This is a genomic window from Frankia casuarinae (genome assembly GCF_000013345.1).
GTDB classification, from domain to species: domain Bacteria; phylum Actinomycetota; class Actinomycetes; order Frankiales; family Frankiaceae; genus Frankia; species Frankia casuarinae.
Genome location: NC_007777.1, coordinates 3,787,836 through 3,805,881 on the forward strand (window position 1 = coordinate 3,787,836; position 18,046 = coordinate 3,805,881).

Annotated in this window: 16 protein-coding genes; 1 reads left to right on the forward strand and 15 read right to left on the reverse strand. The window is 71.9% G+C overall.

Annotated elements, in window-relative coordinates:
- Positions 1–99: 99 nt before the first annotated feature.
- From pyrF to pyrR, 7 genes are read right to left on the reverse strand one after another with little or no spacing between them, the layout of a single operon-like run.
- Positions 100–924, reverse strand: a complete 825-nt coding sequence (gene pyrF, locus FRANCCI3_RS16090; protein ID WP_011437582.1) for an orotidine-5'-phosphate decarboxylase — start codon at positions 922–924, stop codon at positions 100–102.
- Positions 921–4,313: a carbamoyl-phosphate synthase large subunit gene (carB, locus tag FRANCCI3_RS16095; protein WP_011437583.1), complete on the reverse strand. Its 3,393-nt coding sequence runs from the start codon at positions 4,311–4,313 to the stop codon at positions 921–923. Before carB ends, pyrF begins: the two co-directional genes overlap by 4 nt.
- Complete coding sequence (carA, locus tag FRANCCI3_RS16100) at positions 4,300–5,526, reverse strand: glutamine-hydrolyzing carbamoyl-phosphate synthase small subunit (protein ID WP_082456767.1); 1,227 nt, start codon at positions 5,524–5,526, stop codon at positions 4,300–4,302. Before carA ends, carB begins: the two co-directional genes overlap by 14 nt.
- Before the next feature lie 35 nt (positions 5,527–5,561).
- Positions 5,562–6,617, reverse strand: coding sequence for a hypothetical protein (locus FRANCCI3_RS25395; protein WP_011437585.1), 1,056 nt, complete (start codon positions 6,615–6,617; stop codon positions 5,562–5,564).
- Positions 6,614–7,990 carry a dihydroorotase gene (locus FRANCCI3_RS16110; protein WP_011437586.1) on the reverse strand — a complete coding sequence of 459 codons (1,377 nt, stop codon included), beginning with the start codon at positions 7,988–7,990 and terminating at the stop codon, positions 6,614–6,616. The genes FRANCCI3_RS25395 and FRANCCI3_RS16110 overlap by 4 nt, the downstream gene beginning before the upstream one ends.
- On the reverse strand, positions 7,987–8,910 hold the full coding sequence (locus FRANCCI3_RS16115; protein ID WP_023841496.1) for an aspartate carbamoyltransferase catalytic subunit: 924 nt from the start codon (positions 8,908–8,910) through the stop codon (positions 7,987–7,989). Before FRANCCI3_RS16115 ends, FRANCCI3_RS16110 begins: the two co-directional genes overlap by 4 nt.
- Positions 8,911–8,959: 49 nt before the next feature.
- Complete coding sequence (gene pyrR / locus FRANCCI3_RS16120) at positions 8,960–9,580, reverse strand: bifunctional pyr operon transcriptional regulator/uracil phosphoribosyltransferase PyrR (RefSeq protein ID WP_011437588.1); 621 nt, start codon at positions 9,578–9,580, stop codon at positions 8,960–8,962.
- Positions 9,581–10,007: 427 nt separating this feature from the next.
- Between pyrR and FRANCCI3_RS16125 the strand changes: the two genes are divergently transcribed.
- The gene (locus tag FRANCCI3_RS16125; protein WP_011437589.1) at positions 10,008–10,505 is read left to right on the forward strand and encodes a transcriptional regulator BldD; all 498 of its coding nucleotides are present in this window, start codon (positions 10,008–10,010) and stop codon (positions 10,503–10,505) included.
- A 179-nt stretch (positions 10,506–10,684) separates the two neighbouring features.
- On the opposite strand, the gene nusB is transcribed toward FRANCCI3_RS16125, so the two are convergent.
- From nusB to mltG, 8 genes are all read right to left on the reverse strand, one after another.
- Positions 10,685–11,092: a transcription antitermination factor NusB gene (gene nusB, locus FRANCCI3_RS16130; protein WP_011437590.1), complete on the reverse strand. Its 408-nt coding sequence runs from the start codon at positions 11,090–11,092 to the stop codon at positions 10,685–10,687.
- A 53-nt stretch (positions 11,093–11,145) separates the two neighbouring features.
- Complete coding sequence (gene efp, locus FRANCCI3_RS16135) at positions 11,146–11,709, reverse strand: elongation factor P (RefSeq protein WP_011437591.1); 564 nt, start codon at positions 11,707–11,709, stop codon at positions 11,146–11,148.
- Between the two features lie 232 nt (positions 11,710–11,941).
- On the reverse strand, positions 11,942–13,030 hold the full coding sequence (gene aroB, locus FRANCCI3_RS16140) for a 3-dehydroquinate synthase (protein WP_011437592.1): 1,089 nt from the start codon (positions 13,028–13,030) through the stop codon (positions 11,942–11,944).
- Between the two features lie 2 nt (positions 13,031–13,032).
- Entirely contained in the window at positions 13,033–13,710 is a 678-nt protein-coding gene (locus FRANCCI3_RS16145) for a shikimate kinase (protein ID WP_011437593.1), read from the reverse strand.
- 42 nt (positions 13,711–13,752) lie between these two features.
- Positions 13,753–14,937, reverse strand: a complete 1,185-nt coding sequence (aroC, locus tag FRANCCI3_RS16150) for a chorismate synthase (protein WP_011437594.1) — start codon at positions 14,935–14,937, stop codon at positions 13,753–13,755.
- 99 nt (positions 14,938–15,036) lie between these two features.
- Positions 15,037–15,702 (reverse strand): prepilin peptidase, encoded by a 666-nt coding sequence (locus FRANCCI3_RS16155; protein WP_023841493.1) that lies wholly within the window; start codon positions 15,700–15,702, stop codon positions 15,037–15,039.
- 2 nt (positions 15,703–15,704) lie between these two features.
- Positions 15,705–16,676 (reverse strand): shikimate dehydrogenase, encoded by a 972-nt coding sequence (locus tag FRANCCI3_RS16160; RefSeq protein WP_108913579.1) that lies wholly within the window; start codon positions 16,674–16,676, stop codon positions 15,705–15,707.
- Positions 16,677–16,796: 120 nt separating this feature from the next.
- The gene (gene mltG / locus FRANCCI3_RS16165) at positions 16,797–18,038 is read right to left on the reverse strand and encodes an endolytic transglycosylase MltG (protein ID WP_011437597.1); all 1,242 of its coding nucleotides are present in this window, start codon (positions 18,036–18,038) and stop codon (positions 16,797–16,799) included.
- Positions 18,039–18,046 lie beyond the last annotated feature (8 nt).

Sequence of the window (18,046 nt, forward strand, 5' to 3'; positions counted from 1 at the left end):
AAGGGGTGGCCCACTCGTGCCGCACCCTTTCGGTCTACGGCGGCCCCACCGTACCGCTTCGTACCGCACCAGGACGAACACACCCTGGTCCCATCGGCGTCACAGCAGGTCAGCAGCCCTGCCGGCAGCGCTGAGACCTGCGGCGATGGCCCTCGCGGCGACCCCGGGGTCGGGCGCACCGGTGATCGGGCGACCCACCACGACCAGGTCAGAACCCCCCACAAGGGCAGCTTCCGGCGTCGCGGTTCGGGCCTGATCGCCGGTTTCCGACCCCGCCGGTCGCACGCCTGGAGTGATGAGAGTCACATTGCTACCAAGCTCCATACGGACCATTCGAACCTCCCGCGGACTGCACACCAGGGTGCGCGCACCGGCTTCGACCGCAAGCACGGCGAGCCTGCGGACGGCGTCGGAAGGGGGTCCGGCGAGCCCGATCGCGCTGAGCGCCGCCACATCCAGCGAGGTGAGTACGGTCACGACGGCTACCTCGACATCCGGGGCCGCCTCGATCGCCGCACGTATCATCGCCGCCCCCCCAGCCGCATGCACGGTCACGAAACGAGGGCCCAACGGGGTGATTGAGCGCATTCCCCCGGCGACCGTGGCGGGAATGTCGTGCAGTTTGAGATCGAGGAACAACTCCGGGGCACTCCCGGTGCCGCCCGCGGCGACCGCCGCGCCGCCGGCCCCGGCGAGCACGCCGGCCGCGCGCAGCGCCGTCACGATTGCCGGGCCCTCCCGGTAGAACAGCTCCAGACCGATCTTCAGCACGGCCACGGTGGGGGCGACCGCGGCGGCCCAGCGCAGCGCGGTCGCGGCGTCCGGGGCATCCAGCGCGACCGCCAGCGGCGCCCGGCCCCGCGGCGGGGTGAAGCGGGGCGCGGCCGCGCTCCTCCCGCCGGAGCTCCTCCGGCCGGCGCTCATCCGCTCCTCCTGGCCGCCGGTCCGAACACGGCGGACTCAGGCGCCGCGGACTCAGACGCCGCGGACTCAGACGCCGCAGAGCCGGAGGATTCGGGCGGCGAGCCGCCCGGTTGTCCCCCGCCCCACGCCTGCCGCAGCGCCGCGTGGTATTCCTGCAACGATCGGACCCCCAGCTCCCCCCGTACCAGCGCTTCCACGCCCTGCACGCAGGCCGCCGCACCCTGGATCGTGGTGATGCACGGAACCCCGGCACTCACGCAGGCTGTGCGGATCTCATAGCCGTCCAGGCGCGGGCCGACGCCCCACGGGGTGTTGATGACGAGGTCGATCTGCCCGGATGTGATCATCTCGACACAGTCGAGTAGCCCCTCGGTGGGGGCCCAGTGCTTGCCGAGGACGACCGCCTTGACCCCGTTGCGCCGCAACACGTCCGCGGTCCCCTCGGTGGCGTAGACGACGAAACCGAGATCCGCGAGCCGCTTGATCGGAAAAACCATCGCCCGTTTGTCCCGGTTGGCCACGGAGACGAACACCCGGCCGTAGGTGGGCAGCGAGGCGTACGCGGCGGCCTGGGACTTGGCGTACGCCGTGCCGAAGCCGTCGTCGATGCCCATCACCTCACCGGTCGACTTCATCTCCGGCCCGAGGACGGTGTCGACGCCGCGGCCACCGGCGTCACGGAAGCGCCCGAAGGGCAGCACGGCCTCCTTGACCGAGATGTGCGAGTCCAGCGGCAGGGTGCCACCGTCGCCGGAGCGCGGCAGCAGGCCCTCGGCCCGCAGCTCGTCGATGGTCGCGCCGAGCATCACCCGGGCGGCGGCCTTGGCCAGCGGCACCGTGGTGGCCTTGGAGACGAACGGCACGGTCCGCGACGCCCGGGGATTGGCCTCCAGGACGTAGAGCACATCGGACTGCAGGGCGTACTGGACGTTGAGCAGACCCCGCACCCCGACGCCCTTCGCGATCGCCTCGGTGGACGTCCGGATACGGTCGAGCTCCGAACGGCCCAGCGTGATCGGCGGCAGGGCGCAGGCCGAGTCGCCCGAGTGGACCCCGGCCTCCTCGATGTGCTCCATCACCCCGGCGAGGTAGAGCGTCTCCCCGTCGTAGAGGGCGTCAACGTCGATCTCCACCGCGTCGTCGAGGAACCGGTCGACGAGCACCGGATGTTCCGGGGAGATGGCGGTGGCCCGATCGATGTAGTCGCGCAGCATCGTGTCGTCGTAGACGATCTCCATGCCACGCCCGCCGAGCACGTAGGACGGCCGCACCAGCACCGGGTACCCGATCCGCTCGGCCACCGTGCGCGCCTCGGCGAAGGAGGTCGCCACCCCGTGCGGCGGCGAGGGCAGGCCCGCCCGGGCCAGCACACGCCCGAACAGCCCACGGTCCTCGGCCAGATGGATCGCCTTGGGCGGGGTGCCCACGACGGGCACGCCCGCCTCGGCGAGCGCCGCGGCGATGCCGAGGGGGGTCTGCCCGCCGAGCTGGACGATTACCCCGGCGAGCGGCCCGGCCTGCTGCTCGGCGTGGACGACCTCAAGCACGTCCTCGACCGTCAACGGCTCGACGTAGAGCCGGTCGGCGGTGTCGTAATCGGTGGACACCGTCTCCGGGTTGCAGTTGACCATGACGGTCTCATAGCCGGCGTCGGAAAGCGCCATCACCGCATGACAACAGGCGTAGTCGAACTCGATGCCCTGGCCGATGCGGTTGGGCCCGCTGCCGAGCACGATCACCCGCGGCCGTTTGCTCGGCGCGACCTCGGTCTCGGCGTCGTAGGCGGAGTAGTGGTACGGGGTCTCGGAGGCGAACTCCGCCGCGCAGGTGTCGACGGTCTTGAACACCGGCCGGATGCCGGTGCGGTGGCGGAACGCCCGGACCACGTCCTCGGAGGTGCCGAGGATCTCGGCGAGCTGGACGTCGGAGAACCCGGCTCGCTTGGCCCGCCGGATGCCCGCCGGATTGCGGCTGATCATCGCCGCGGTCTCGTTGAGGAAGACGAGCTGGTCGACGAACCACGGGTCGATCCCGGTGACCCGGGTGACCTCGTCGGGATCCGCGCCGGCAAGCAGCGCCTGCTGGACGGTACGCAACCGGCCGTCGTGGGGAACCCGCGCGGCTTCCAGCAGGTCGGCGGCGTCCGCCTCGGGCGGGACGAAGGAGAACACCGAGCCCGGGGCCTCCATCGAGCGCAGCGCCTTCTGCAGCGCCTCGGCGAAGCTGCGGCCAACCCCCATCGCCTCGCCGACGGACTTCATCGTCGTCGTGAGCGTCGGGTCGGCACCGGGGAACTTCTCGAACGCGAACCGCGGCACCTTCACCACGACGTAGTCCAGCGCCGGCTCGAAGGCCGCGGGCGTGGTGCGGGTGATGTCGTTGGGGATCTCGTCAAGGGTGTATCCGAGCGCGAGCTTCGCCGAGATCTTCGCGATCGGGAAGCCGGTCGCCTTCGACGCCAGCGCCGAGGACCGCGACACCCGGGGGTTCATCTCGATGACCACCTGCCGGCCCGTCGCAGGGTCGACGGCGAACTGGATGTTGCAGCCGCCGGCGTCGACGCCGACGGCCCGCATCACCGCGATCGCCATGTCCCGCATGCGCTGGTACTCGCGGTCGGTCAGGGTCATCGCCGGCGCCACCGTGATCGAGTCGCCGGTGTGCACCCCCATCGGGTCGACGTTCTCGATCGAGCAGACCACGACCACGTTGTCCGCGCGGTCGCGCATCAGCTCGAGCTCGTACTCCTTCCAGCCGAGGACCGACTCCTCCACCAGCACCTCGGTCGACGGGCTCGCGGCCAGTCCGTCCGCCGCCATCCGGCGCAACTCGCCGGAATCATGGGCGAAGCCGCTGCCGGCGCCGCCGAGGGTGAAGCTGGGTCGCACGACCACCGGGTAGGAGAACTCCTCCCCGGCGGTCAGGCACTCGGCGACGGTGTGGCAGATGGCGCTGCGCGCGGTCTCGCCGCCGACCGCGGCGACGATGTCCTTGAACGCCTGACGGTCCTCCCCGGCGCGGATCGCGTCGATATTCGCGCCGATCAGACGGACCTCGAAGCGGTCCAGGACACCGGCGTCGTGCAGGGCGACGGCGGTGTTCAGCGCGGTCTGGCCACCCATGGTGGCCAGGATCGCGTCGGGCCGCTCCCGTTCGATGATCTTCGCGACGATGTCCGAGGTGATCGGCTCGACGTAGGTCGCGTCCGCGATCTCCGGATCGGTCATGATTGTCGCCGGGTTGCTGTTGACCAGGATGACCCGCAGGCCCTCCGCGCGCAGCACCCGGCAGGCCTGGGTACCCGAGTAGTCGAACTCGCACGCCTGGCCGATCACGATCGGCCCGGAGCCGAGGACCAGGACGCTGCTCAGATCCTCATGCTTCGGCATGACCGGCCTCCCGCACAGATCGCTCACTCCGCTCCCGGCCACCCTCCCGGGTGTCCGCCATCAAAGCGCGGAACCGCTCGAACAACGGGGAGGCATCATGCGGCCCCGGCGCGGCCTCCGGATGGAACTGCACGCTGAAGGCCGGCACGTCCAGACACTCCAATCCCTCGACGACGTTGTCGTTGAGGCCGCGGTGGCTGACCACCACCCGGCCGAACGGGGTGTCGGTCACCCCGGTGAGCGGCGCCCGCACGGCGAAGCCGTGGTTCTGGCTGGTGACCGCGATCCGCCCGGTCGCCATATCCCCGACCGGCTGGTTCACGCCGCGGTGGCCGTAGGTGAGCTTGTACGTCTCGAAGCCAAGAGCGCGGGCCAGCAGCTGGTGCCCGAAACAGATCCCGAACACCGGGACACCGGCCCGCAGCACCGTCCGCAGCGCGTCAACCGCATAGTCCGCCGCCGCCGGATCGCCGGGACCGTTCGACAGGAACACCCCGTCCGGTTCCAGCGCCAGCAGCTGTTCGCCGGTGGTGCGGGCCGGCAGCACATGCACCTCGCAGCCCAGCGCGGCCATGGCGGCCGGCGTCGCGCGCTTGATGCCGAGATCGAGCGCGGCGACCTTGAACAGCGCGGCGCCCGCCACCGCCTCCACCACATAGGGGGTAGGGGTGGAGACCCGGGGCGCGAGATCCGCGCCGAGCATCTCCGGGGAGGCGCGGACCCGGTCGAGCAGGGCGTCGAGCGCCGCCGCCCGCTCGCCGTCCGCGCCGGAACCCGGGCCCGGGCCGACCGGGCCACCGTCGGCGTCGGCGTCGGCGTCGGCGTCGAGCACGCTGCTGATCCCGCACCGCATCGAGCCGAGCTCACGCAGGTGACGGGTCAGCGCCCGGGTGTCGATCCCGCTGATCCCCACCACACCGGCCGCGGCCAGCTCGTCGTCGAGCGTGCCCCGGGCGCGCCAGTTGGAGGCCCGCCGGGCGGGGTCACGCACGACGAACCCGGCGACCTGGATCCGCTCGGACTCGTAGTCCTCGTCGTTGACGCCGGTGTTGCCGATGTGCGGGGCGGTCATGATGACGACTTGGCCGTGGAACGACGGATCGCTCAGCGTCTCCTGGTAGCCGGTCATCCCGGTGGAGAACACGGCCTCGCCGAAGGTCTCGCCGATCGCCCCGTACGCCTCGCCGACGAAGCTGCGACCGTCCTCCAGCATCAGGACCGCTCGCGTCGGCGTCGTGGTGGGAGTGCTCACCGATCCTCCTTCAGCCTGTTGACCTCACCGAGCGGTGAGGTCAACGGGTCGACCGACGACCAGCCGGGGTCAGACTGATCAAGCTGTTCCGGGTCCACCCACCCGGGGTCCGATTCCGGATCCGCCGGCCACTGATCGGGATGACGCCGCTCGGGGTGGCGCGGGTCGGAGCGGCGCGGGTCGGGGTGACCCTCATCCTGGTGTCGCCGATCGGGGAGTCGCTGGTCCGAGCGCCACCGCTCCGCGTAGAGCCGCCGGTCGGCGGGCACCGCCCGCTCGCCGCGGGCCTGGGCCCGCTCCCCCCGGGAACGCAGCCGAGGGCCGGTCCGGATCGCCGGCATCTCCTCGGTCGGTTGTCCGGAACCCGGCCGCTGCCCGGACCGGCCCACCGGCCCGGGGCCGGGCGCGACGGCCCGGGGCCGGATCCGCGGGCGGATCCGCGGTACCGCGTGCGGCGAGGTGACGTCGCCCGGTGCCAGATGCGCGGGCGGGGGGCCGATCAGGTCGTGGACGGCGCGCACCACCTTGGGCTGGCGGGCACGGTCCTCACCGCGGAAACCGGTCTCCAACTCGTGCCCGCCGAACGACCACGCGATGACGATCAGACGCCCGGGGGCGGAGACCTTGCCGGCGTGCGCCCGCTCCAGGCGGGCACCGCGGACGGCCTCGCGCGGGATCCAGAACGCCTCGCCGGGGCGGTCCACCCGCACCCCGGTCTCGTACACGCTGACGTAGCCGCCGGCCCGCCCGCCCAGCCCGCGGGCGGCGATCCATTCCAGCCAGTGCCCGGCGTCGACGGTGCCGAGGTACATCCCGCGCAGCGGAGCGGCGAACACCGTGCCTGGTTCCGCCGGCGGGACGGGCAGCTCGGGAAGGTCCTCCTCCTGACGCTCGGCCCGGTTGCGCCACGCCCGTCGCATCGAACCGACCGCCGCGACGAACACCAGCAACAGGCCAAGCAGGAGAAGCAGGTGCAGCCCCAGGCGATCCGGCGCCCGGTCCAGGGCGACGGCGGGCCCGGCGGCCGACAGGGCGGCGCGCGAAACAGTCATACGATCTTCCCGTCGAGCACGGTGGGCCGTCCCCGCAGGAACGTGGCGCGGATCGTTCCCGGCAGCGACCGGCCCGCATAGGGCGTGTTGCGGCTGCGGCTGGCGAGCGCGTCCGGCTCGACCATCCGCCACGGCGCCGGGTCAAGCAGGGTGACGGTCGCGGGCGCGCCCACTGCTATGGAACTCCACACCTCGGCCGCGGTTCGCGGCAGGCCACCGATCCTTGCCGGGGCCAGTGCCATCCGCTCGGCGACCCCGGCCCAGTCCAGCCGGCCCGGGATGACCATCGTCTCGATGACCACCGACAGCGCCGTCTCGAGACCGAGCATGCCGGGACGCGCGGCGGCCCACTCCGTCTCCTTGTCCTCCAGCGCGTGCGGAGCGTGGTCGGTGGCGACGCAGTCGATCGTGCCGTCGGCGAGCCCGGCGCGCAGCGCGGCGACGTCCTCGGCGGTGCGCAGCGGCGGGTTGACCTTGTAGACCGGGTCGAACGAGCAGACCAGGTCGTCGGTGAGCAGCAGGTGGTGCGGGGTCACCTCGGCGGTGACGTTCCAGCCCTTCGCCTTGGCCCACCGGATGATCTCTACCGATCCGGCGGTGGAGACGTGACAGACGTGCAGTCGGGAGCCGACGTGCCCGGCCAGCAGCGCGTCCCGGGCGATGATCGCCTCCTCGGCGACCGCGGGCCACCCCGGCAGCCCCAGCCTGGCAGCCACCGTGCCCTCGTTCATCTGGGCGTTCTCGGTCAGCCGCGGTTCCTGCGCATGCTGGGCGATCACCCCATCGAACGCCTTGACGTACTCCAGCGCCCGGCGCATGAGCAGCGCGTCCGACACGCAGTGCCCGTCGTCGGAGAAGACCCGCACGCCCGCCGCGGAGGAGGCCATGGCGCCGAGTTCGGCGAGCCGCTCGCCGGCAAGTCCGACGGTGACCGCGCCGACCGGCCGGACATCGCAGTGACCCGCGTCCAGGCCGAGCCGCCACACCTGCTCGACGACCCCCGCGGTGTCGGCGACCGGATTGGTGTTCGCCATCGCGAACACGGTGGTGTAGCCACCGAGGGCCGCGGCGCGGGTGCCGGAGGCGACCGTCTCGGCGTCCTCCCGGCCGGGTTCCCGCAGGTGGGTGTGCAGGTCGACCAGGCCGGGGAGCAGGATCAGCCCGTCCGTGTCCAGCACGGTGGTGCCGGCGGGCAGTCCCCCGGCCCCGGCGTGCGTGGAGCCGGCCGGTCGCCAGGCGGCCACCACCCCGTCCGCGAGGACGACGTCGACGGGGTCCCCGCCGAGCGGGCGGACCCGCCGCAGGACCCAGGAGGTCCCCGCCGACCTCCCCACCGGCGTTTCCTCCGACGTTTCCGCCGCGGGCGTCGTCATGAGACCTCCCCGGAACCACCCAGCAGCAGGTACAGCACGGCCATCCGCACGCTCACCCCGTTCGCAACCTGTTCCACGACTGTCGACCGGGCGGAGTCGGCGACCCGAGAGGCGATCTCCATCCCGCGTACCATCGGGCCGGGATGCATCACCAGGGCGTGGTCGGGCAACATCTCCGCCCGGTCGGCATCCAGCCCGTAGCGCCGGCTGTACTCCCGTTCGGTCGGGAAGAAGGCCGCGGACATCCGCTCCCGCTGGACCCGCAGCATCATCACCACGTCGCTCTTGGGCAGCACGGCGTCGAGGTTGTACGACACCTCGACCGGCCACGAGGAGATTCCGAGGGGCACCAACGTCGGCGGGGCCACGACGGTCACCGTCGCGCCCAGCGTGGCGAGCAGCCACACGTTCGATCGCGCCACCCGGGAATGCAGCACGTCGCCGACGATGGTGACGGCGAGGCCGTCGATCCGGCCGAGCCGGCGGCGCATGGTGAAGGCGTCGAGCAGGGCCTGGGTCGGGTGCTCGTGAGTGCCGTCTCCCGCGTTCACCACGCTGCCGCGTACCCAGGAGGCCAGTCGGTGCGGCGCGCCACTCGCGGCATGCCGGCAGACCACGGCGTCGGCACCCATCGCCTCAAGGGTCTGCGCCGTGTCCTTCAGACTTTCGCCCTTCGACACGCTTGACCCGCGCGCCGAAAAATTGATCACATCGGCCGACAGTCTCTTGGCGGCTACCTCGAAGGACGTACGGGTGCGGGTGGAGTCCTCGAAGAACAGGTTGACGACGGTGCGGCCCCGCAGGGTCGGCAGTTTGCGCACCGACGCCTCGGCGACCCGCGCCATCCGTTCGGCGGTGTCCAGCACCAGCAGCGCGTCGTCCCGGTCGAGATCCTCAGTCGACAGGAGATGGCGGTTCACGCCCGTCCCCCGAACCCGGCTTGTGCTCCCCACACGGCACTTCCCCCGATCATGGCTGGTTCCCGGGGGGCGCGTCGTCGGCGCCGTCCCCCCCGGCGGCCGAGAGGATCAGCACGCCGTCGGCGCCGTCGATCTCCCGCAGCCGGACTGCCACCGACTCCCGGCGCGAGGTCGGCATGTTCTTCCCGACGTAGTCGGCGCGGATCGGCAGCTCGCGATGGCCCCGGTCGACCAGGACCGCGAGCTGGACGGCACGCGGCCGGCCGTAGGCGGCCAAGGCGTCCAGCGCCGCCCGCACCGTGCGCCCGGAGTAGAGGACGTCGTCGACGAGGATCACCACGCGGCCGTCGACACCACCCTCGGGAATGTCGGTCACCTCGAGGGGACGCACGCCGCGCAGTCGCAGATCGTCGCGGTACATGGTCGGGTCAAGGGAGCCAACCGGGAGACGCACCCCCTCGACGGCCTGCACCCGCTGTGCCAGCCGGTGCGCAAGGGGTACCCCTCGGGTGGGTACTCCGAGCAGGACGACCCCGGCGCCACCGGAGGTCTTCTCGAGAATCTGATGCGCCATCCGGCTGACGATCCGGGTGATGTCGTCTGCGGACAGTACTGCCCGGGCGGTGCCGGGACGGCGCGATGCGGGGTCGCTCGCGGCAGCCGGGGCCACGCGGCATCCCTCCTTCCCCGCCTCACGGGACGGTCCTTAAAGGAGTGGTCCCAGCGACGTTACCAGGGCCCTCAGGACGTGTGAGGATCTCGCCGCCGGACGCCGACGCCCCTGGCGCCCGGCGCGACGACGGGTCGCCCACCGGTCCGGACAGCGCGGGACGTTATTGCCGCGCCAACCACGCAGCATCATGTTGTCACTACTTGTCACTGGGTTCGATGCCGTCGCCACAGCGGTGGCGGCATCCGGAAGTTCCCACCGCTCAGGCGTAGGGCGCAACCAGAGGGCTACAGAAAGTGGTACAAAGAAAGAGGCGACACGACCCCCCGGGTGTCGAGCGTCAACCCGGCGGGCACTACTATCGGTAACCGCCGGCGGCACGAGCCCCGGTTCCAACTGATCGACCACGACAGGAGTGGGCACTCCGATGTCCGACTATGCGAAGGCGCTCGGTGCTCGGCTGCGCGCGATACGCACCCAGCAGGGGCTCTCGCTTCATGGCGTCGAGGAGAAGTCGCACGGTCGGTGGAAAGCCGTCGTCGTGGGTTCCTACGAACGTGGGGACCGCGCCGTCACCGTGCAGCGCCTCTCCGAGCTCGCGGAGTTCTACGGCGTTCCGGTGGGGGAGCTTCTTCCCGAGGGTTCCACCGTCGCTCCGCTGGAGCAGTCTCCTCGGATCGTTCTCGACCTCGAGCGTCTCTCCCAGGTTCCCAAGGAGCAGGGTGGTCCGCTCGCCCGGTACGCGGCGACCATTCAGAGCCAGCGCGGCGACTACAACGGCCGGGTGCTCTCGATCCGGTACGAGGACCTGCGCTCGCTCGCGGTGATCTACGACACCTCGCCGAGCAAGCTCACCGAGCAGCTCGTCTCTTGGGGCGTGCTGTCTCCGGAGCAGGGCGCGGACGCCGCGGCGACCGACGTCTAGCCTCGCTCCGGTATCGCGGTACCGGTACCGCGATACCGGTACCACAATCCGCCGGCTCGCATCCGCGCCACCCGCGGCACACGTATCCGGGGAAGGACCCGGTACGTCGCCTGGGCGACGTACCGGGAACGCCGATCCCGGTTCCCTCCCGGCAACCGGGCAACCCCGGTGGACCGCCGCTACGACGGCTGGCCGGGAATTGAATCCACCGCCGATCCCCGTCCGGTCGACTCGGCCGGGGTGGCCAGGCCCTTTCCCTCGACCAGACTCGCGAGCAGCCCGTTGACAAACGCCGGCGACCGGTGGGTGGAGAGGTTCTTCGCCAGTTCCACGGCTTCGTCGATGGCGACCCGATCCGGGACGTCGGGACGCCAGAGCAGTTCCAGCACGGCAATCCGCAGAATGTTGCGGTCGACCGGCGGCATCCGCTCCAACGTCCAACCCTCGGCGTACCGGGCGATCCGCTCGTCGATCTCCCCGCGGCGCTCGACGACCCCCTCGACCAGCTCGACGGCGTATTCCGACACCGGTGGATCGGACTGGGCCAGCCGGGCAGCGAGGATCTCCGGCACGGCGCTCGCGCGCACGTCCGCTTCGTAGAGGATGTCCAGCGCCCGTTTACGGGCTTTGGACCTGGCGCTCAGCTCGTCACCCGGCCCAGGTACCGGCCGTCACGCGTGTCGACCTTGACCTTTTCCCCACTGGTGATGAACAGCGGCACGTTGATGGTGGCGCCCGTCTCCAGGGTGGCCGGCTTCGTCCCGCCGGTCGAGCGATCGCCCTGCACCCCCGGGTCGGTCTGCGAAATGGTCAGCTCGACGCTGGCCGGCAGTTCGACATAGAGCGGGGCGCCGTCATGTAGCGCGACGGTGGCCACGGTGTTTTCCAGCATGTAGTCGGCCGTCCCACCGACGACATCCGGCGGGATCGGGATCTGATCGTAGGACTCGCTGTCCATGAAGACGAAATCGGCACCGTCCCGGTAGAGGTAGGTCATCTCGCGGCGGTCGACGGTCGCGACGTCAACCTTGACCCCGGCGTTGAAGGTGCGGTCGACGACCTTCCCGGTGAGCACGTTCTTCAGGGTCGTGCGGACGAACGCCCCACCCTTACCCGGCTTGACGTGCTGGAAGCCGACGACGTTCCACAACACCCCGTCGATGTCGAGCGTCATGCCGTTCTTCAGGTCGTTGGTGGTCGCCACTGCGCGCGTTCTCCGTTTCCATCGCCGTACGCCGACGGCGGGTGTGGTCGTTCCCCGGACCCTCGTGCGAGGACCGCGGTGCTCTCTCCCCAGGCCATCCCCAGGCTCCCCAGGCCATCCCCAGGCCGCTTCCATCCTCAGGCCGCTTCCGGACCCCGCCACCGGGCGAACGCACCGGGCGCGGACACCGGGCGCGGACGTGGCGGCGATCCTACAAACCGCCGCGACGAGTCTACCGACCCTCGGCGACAGTGGTGAACGCCGCGATCAGCAGGCCAGCGTCCGGATTGTCCAGGATGACGGTGCGGCCCTGCGCCTCGAGGCCGACGAAACGCATCCGCCGTCCCCGCGCCTTCTTGTCGACCCGCATCGCGTCGAGCAGCGCCGCCCACCGGTCGTCCCGGTAGGTCACCGGCAGGCCGATGCGGGTCAGCAGCTCACGGTGCCGGTCGGCGGTGGCGTCGTCGAGGCCGACGACGAGCCGGGACAGCTCCGCCGCGAACACCATGCCCACCGAGATCGCCGCGCCGTGCCGCCAGCTGAAGTGCTCGACCTTCTCGATGGCATGACCGAGGGTGTGACCATAGTTGAGGATCTCCCGCCGGCCGTCCTCCCGCGGATCGCCGGAGACCACCTCGGCCTTGACCCGGATGGACCGCTCGATCAGCTCGGGCAGATGCGCGGCGCCGGTCGGATCGGCGTCGAGCAGATCGAGGATCGCCGCGTCGGCGATGAAACCGGTCTTGACGACCTCGGCGAGCCCGGCGCGTACCTCGACGGCCGGCAGAGACTCCAGCGCCGCCAGATCGCACAGCACGCCGAGCGGCTGGTGGAAGGCCCCGACCAGGTTCTTGCCCGCGTCGATGTCGATGCCGGTCTTCCCGCCGACCGCCGCGTCGACCATGCCGAGCACGGTGGTCGGCACCTGGACGACGTCCACCCCGCGCAGCCAGCTCGCGGCGACGAACCCGGCCAGGTCTGTCACGGTGCCGCCGCCGAGGCCGATCACCATGTCGTCCCGGGTGAAGCCGATCCGGCCGAGCACGTCCCAGCAGAAGCCGGCGATCCGCAGCTGCTTGGCCTCCTCGCCGTCGGGCACCTCGATGGCGTGCGCCTCCACGCCCGCGTTCTCCCGCAGGTCGGCGACGACGGCGTCCGCGGTGGCCCGCAACGCCCCGGGATGGATCACCGCGGCGCGGGTCCGCCCGACGACGGTCTCGGCGAGCTCGCCGAGCAGGCCCACCCCGAGCACGACGTCGTAGGGACGCCCGCCGCCCGGCCGTACCGGGATCCGCACGATGTCGGAGGCCTTCACCTGCATACTCACCGTTTGCCCCCCGCGGCGTCCGCCGCCTCGTCCGGTTCGCTGCCCCCCGCGGCGTCCGCCGCCTCGTCCGGTTCGCTGCCCCCCGCGGCGTCCGCCGCCTCGTCCGGTTCGCTGCCCCCCGCGAGCAGCGGGCCCAGGGCCGCCGCCAGCAGGTCGGTCACCTCGTCCGGCTCGTGCCCCGCGGTGTCGATGACCACCGTCGCCACCTCGGCGTAGAGCGGCCGGCGCGCCCTGAGCAGGGCGGCGAGCCGCGTGCGGGGCCCCTCGACCAGCAGTGGACGGTCCCGGGCGAGGCCCACCCGCCGCACCGCGTCGGAAACTCCCACCTCAAGATAGACGACCCGGTGCCCGGCCAGCAGGGTCCGGTTCTCGGCGTCGAGCACCGCTCCCCCGCCAAGGGCCAGGACCCCCCGGTGATCCGCGAGCGCGGCCGCCACCGCCCGGCGCTCGGCCAGCCGGAAGTACTCCTCACCATGATCGAGAAAGATGTCCGCGACGGTGGTGCCGAGCGCCGCCTCGATGTCGGCGTCGGTGTCGCGGAAACCCACCCCCCACCGCCGCGCCAGCTGGGTGCCCACCGTCGTCTTCCCCGCTCCGGGCGCTCCGACCAGCACCACCATCGGCCCCGTCCAGGCCATCGGCCCCGTCCACGCGTCCGTCGCCGGCTCCCCCACGATGATCCTCTGTCTTCGCCGCCTGCCGATTCCCGCCGCCGATCAGCGGATGACCAGGGACTTCAGGTACCCCTCGTAATTACGCCGGGTCTCCTCCACCGAGTCCCCCCCGAACTTCTCCAGCGCCGCGTCGGCGAGCACGAGGGCGACCATCGCCTCCGTCACCACCCCGGCCGCGGGCACCGCGCACACGTCGGACCGCTGGTTGATCGCGACCGCCGCCTCGCCGGTGGACACGTCCACCGTGGACAACGGCCTGGTCAGCGAGGAGATCGGCTTCATCGCCACCCGCACGCGCAACGGCTCGCCCGTGGTCATGCCGCCCTCGACCCCGCCGGCCCGGTCAGTCGCCCGCCGCACCCGCCGGCTGCCGGCACCGGCCGGCTCGATCTCGTCGTGCGCCCCGGAACCCCGCCGCCGCGCGGTGGTGAAACCGTCCCCGAACTCGACGCCCTTGATCGCCTGAATGCCCATCAGCTCGCCCGCGATCCGGGCGTCGATGCGCCGGTCGCCGTGCACGTAGCTGCCGAGCCCGGGCGGGCAGCCGTACGCCAGCACCTCGACGATGCCGCCGAGGGTGTCCGCGTCGGCGTGGGCCACGTCGATCTCGGCGACCATCCGCACGCTGGTCGCCTGGTCGGCACAGCGGACCGGGTCCGCGTCCACCGCCGCCAGCGACGTCGGGGCGGGCACCCCCGGGGGCACCTCGACCGCGCCGATCGCGACGACATGCGAGATCACCTCGATGCCGTAGGCCTGCCGCAGCAGTGCCTTGGCCGCGGTGCCGAGCGCGACCCGCGCGGCGGTCTCCCGGGCGCTGGCGCGCTCCAGCACGGGCCGGGCGTCGTCGAACCCGTACTTCTGCATGCCGGCGAGATCGGCGTGGCCGGGCCGGGGCCGGGTCAGCGGGGCTGCGCGGCCCAGGCCCGCCAGCGCCGCCGGATCGACCGGGTCGGGCGACATGACCCGCTCCCACTTGGGCCACTCGGTGTTGCGGACGACCACGCTGACCGGGCCGCCGAGGGTGACGCCGTGGCGGACTCCACCGAGCAGCTCGACCTCGTCACGCTCGAAGCTCATCCGCGCGCCGCGACCGTGCCCGAGCCGGCGGCGGGCCAGCTCGGCGGAGATGTCGGAACTGGTCATCCGGATCCCGGCGGGCAGCCCCTCGACCGTCGCCACCAGGGCGGGACCATGGGACTCCCCCGCCGTCAGCCAACGCACCATGACCCCAGTCTTTCACGCTCACCGCCCCTGTCACGACCGCGCTCAGGCAGGACAACCGGAATCAAACGGAACTATCAGTATCAAGTAGGACAAACGAGATCAGCCGGCGCGACCGAGGACGGCGAGCAGCGTCCCGGCGAGCAGAAAGGGACCGTAGGCGATGCGGTCATGCCGGCCGACCCGGCCCGCCACGAGCAGCGCGCTCGCCCAGAGCCCCCCGAGGACGATGCCGGCGAACAGCCCGAACACCACACTCGGCCAGCCGAGCCAGCCCAGCGCACCGCCCAGCAGGCCGGACACCTTGACGTCCCCGCGCCCGAGCCCCGCCCTCGGCAGGCAATGCACCCCCAGGAAGATCACCCAGACGGCAGCCGCGGCCATCCCGGCGCGCAGCAGACGGCCGGGCTCGCCGGTGAGCAGCGCGGCGAGGCCGAACAGCCCGGCGAGCACCGGATAGGACGGCAGTACCAGATGGTCGGGCAGGCGGTGCACCCGAAGATCGATCACGGCCAGCCAGACCCCGACGACCGCCAGATACACATAGGCCGGCAACCAGCTCGGATGATCGTGCAGGGCGACGGTCACGGCCGCGGCGACCAGCACCGTCACGGCACCGAGCGCCGCCGCCCCGGGCGCCTCCCGGTGCGGGGCCTGCCCGGGCAGCGCCGGCACGCCGGCCACGATCCGGCGACCGAACGGCAGGGCGGCGAGCGCAGGAAGGGCGATCAACGTGCTGAGCGCGCCGCCCGGCACCACTCCCGGCACCGCTATCCGCCGGCAGGTCCACCGCGGCCGCGGGGACCGCTCCCCGCGAGACCGTGGCCGCCCGGCACGCCGACCTCCACCGCCGGGGGCCTGTTCCCCCGCGTCCGCTCGTCCAGCGCGGCCTGACCCGCGGCCAGCAGAACGCTGGTGGGAACCACCTGCCCGGTGAAGTGCTCGACCTGCCCCACGGCCTGGGCGGCGAGGATCTCCAGGCCACCTGCGACCCGGGCACCGGCCCGGTAGGCCGCGGCGGCCAGCGCCGTGGGCCAGGGATGATAGAGCAGTTCTACGAGCTGGCAGGCTGGCGGCCACGGTCCGGTGGCGAGCCCGTCGGTCGCGCCGGCGGGCGTGGTGGAGATGACCAGATCCGGACCGGCAGGCAGGCCCGCGGCCAGCAGCTCCCAGGGCAGCGCGGTGACCTCGACGCCCAGCCGCGACCCGATCTCCGCCACCTCCGCCACGGCGGCGGGCCGGCGGGCGACGACGCCGAGGCGGGTGCAGCCCGCCGCGGCGACCGCCGCGACCGCGGCGCGGGCCGTGCCACCGGCACCGAGTACGAGCGGCTGGCCTGGGACCGCGCCGCGCATCACCCGGCGCAGCGCCATGCCGATGCCGTCCACGTCGGTGTTGTAGCCACGCAACCGGCCGGCGGGCCCGACGACGACCGTGTTGACGGCGCCGATGACCGCCGCCGTCGCGTCCACCTCGTCGAGCAGGTCGAGCGCGACGGTCTTGAGCGGCATGGTCAGGGACAGCCCGACCCAGCCCGGATCCGTGCGGACCCGGGTGAGCATCGCGGCGAGCCCGGTCTCGTCGCAGTGCACGGCGGTGTACGTCACCGCGAGACCGAGCTTGGCGTAGGCGGCGGCATGCAGCAGCGGGGAGAGCGAATGGTCCACCGGTGCCCCGAGCACGGCGGCGCGGGTGGGGCCCGACGGCGGCGCGGTGGCCGCGACGGTCGCCGGCGGTTCCATGGGCCGACGACGGCACTCAGGGGGCCGACGGCGGGCCGGGGTAGTGCCGGCGGGAACGATCTCCGGCACTACCGGGCCCTCCTCATGCTTGCGGGCCTCATGCTCGCGGCTTCCCTCGCACTACTCACGACCTCCTTCACGCCGGTACTGGGCCTCTGCCTGCTCCCACTCCCGCTCCGTGGTGGCGAAGACCGTCACCTTGCTCTGCGGCATGGAGACGAAATAGAACCACGATCCGTCGGCCGGTTCCAGTGCCGACCGCAGCGCCCAGACGCCGGGGTTGGAGATTGCGCCCGGCGGCAACCCTTTCACGGCCCGCGTGTTGTACGGGTTGTTCTGGGCGAGTTGTTCCTTGGTCAACGGCCCCTCGTACCCGTCCGTGGCGTAGCGGGTGGTCGAGTCCATGTCGAGCCGGCCAAATCTTCCCGATGTGTCCCTGAGCCGATTGTAGATCACCCGGGCCACCTTCGGACCCTCGTCGCGGTTGGCCACCTCCTTCTCGATGATCGAGGCGATGGTGACGATGTCCTTCGGCGGGACCCCGAGCGCGGCGGCCCTGCCCTCCAGATCGATCGCCGCGGTCTCCCGCTTGAAGCGGTCGACGAAGGAACGCAGCAACTGCTCGGGCGTGGCCCCGGGCACGAGGTCGTAGGTAGACGGGAAGAGATAGCCTTCCAGCAGGTTCGGCGGCGCGTAGGACGGCAGGCCCAGCTGGGCGGGGTTCTTCGCGATCGCCTCCAGGTCCGCCATCGACGTGCCCGGGAGGCGTTCATGCAGTGCTGTGAGGACCTCACGGACGGTCATGCCCTCTTTGATGACGAACTTGAACGGCGCGGACGAGGCAGGGTCGAGCAGGGCCTCGAGCGCCGCGGCGGCGCTCATCCTGGTGTGCAGACGGTAGGTGCCCGGCTGGATGCCCAGCGACTTCGGATTCGCGGTGGCGGCCTTGACGAACGCGGCGACACTCGCGGTCACGTTCGCGTCGTGCAGCTCCCCGGCGATCTCCCGGGTACTCGCCCCGGCCGGGATCTGGACCATCGCGATGCCCTCGCCGGAGCCGGAGTAGTCGGCGGGCTCGCCAGCCGAGATGTGCCCGACGACCTTCCCCACCCCGTAGATCCCCAGTCCCAGCAGGGCGGCGACCACGACAAGCACCGCGATGAGCTTCGGCAGCGCGCGACCGCGCCGGCCGCCGTCGGGACCGGGCTCGTCCCAGCCGCCGCCGTCGTCCCAGGCGCGGTGGTCCCAGTCGACCCCGGCACGGTCGTCCGGGTACTGATCATCGGCGTAGTGTTCATCCGAGTAACGATCACCGCGCTGGCGGGCCCGACGGCGACGCGAGTAGGGGTCCTCGTCGAGCATCTCGTCGA

Bases quoted from the DNA above. Each gene is read 5' to 3' on its own strand.
- pyrF (WP_011437582.1), bottom strand. From the start codon at position 924: ATGAGCGCCGGCCGGAGGAGCTCCGGCGGGAGGAGCGCGGCCGCGCCC.
- carB (WP_011437583.1), bottom strand. From the start codon at position 4,313: ATGCCGAAGCATGAGGATCTGAGCAGCGTCCTGGTCCTCGGCTCCGGG.
- carA (WP_082456767.1), bottom strand. From the start codon at position 5,526: ATGCTGGAGGACGGTCGCAGCTTCGTCGGCGAGGCGTACGGGGCGATC.
- FRANCCI3_RS25395 (WP_011437585.1), bottom strand. From the start codon at position 6,617: ATGACTGTTTCGCGCGCCGCCCTGTCGGCCGCCGGGCCCGCCGTCGCC.
- FRANCCI3_RS16110 (WP_011437586.1), bottom strand. From the start codon at position 7,990: ATGACGACGCCCGCGGCGGAAACGTCGGAGGAAACGCCGGTGGGGAGG.
- FRANCCI3_RS16125 (WP_011437589.1), top strand. From the start codon at position 10,008: ATGTCCGACTATGCGAAGGCGCTCGGTGCTCGGCTGCGCGCGATACGC.
- aroB (WP_011437592.1), bottom strand. From the start codon at position 13,030: ATGCAGGTGAAGGCCTCCGACATCGTGCGGATCCCGGTACGGCCGGGC.
- aroC (WP_011437594.1), bottom strand. From the start codon at position 14,937: ATGGTGCGTTGGCTGACGGCGGGGGAGTCCCATGGTCCCGCCCTGGTG.
- FRANCCI3_RS16160 (WP_108913579.1), bottom strand. From the start codon at position 16,676: ATGGAACCGCCGGCGACCGTCGCGGCCACCGCGCCGCCGTCGGGCCCC.
- mltG (WP_011437597.1), bottom strand. From the start codon at position 18,038: ATGCTCGACGAGGACCCCTACTCGCGTCGCCGTCGGGCCCGCCAGCGC.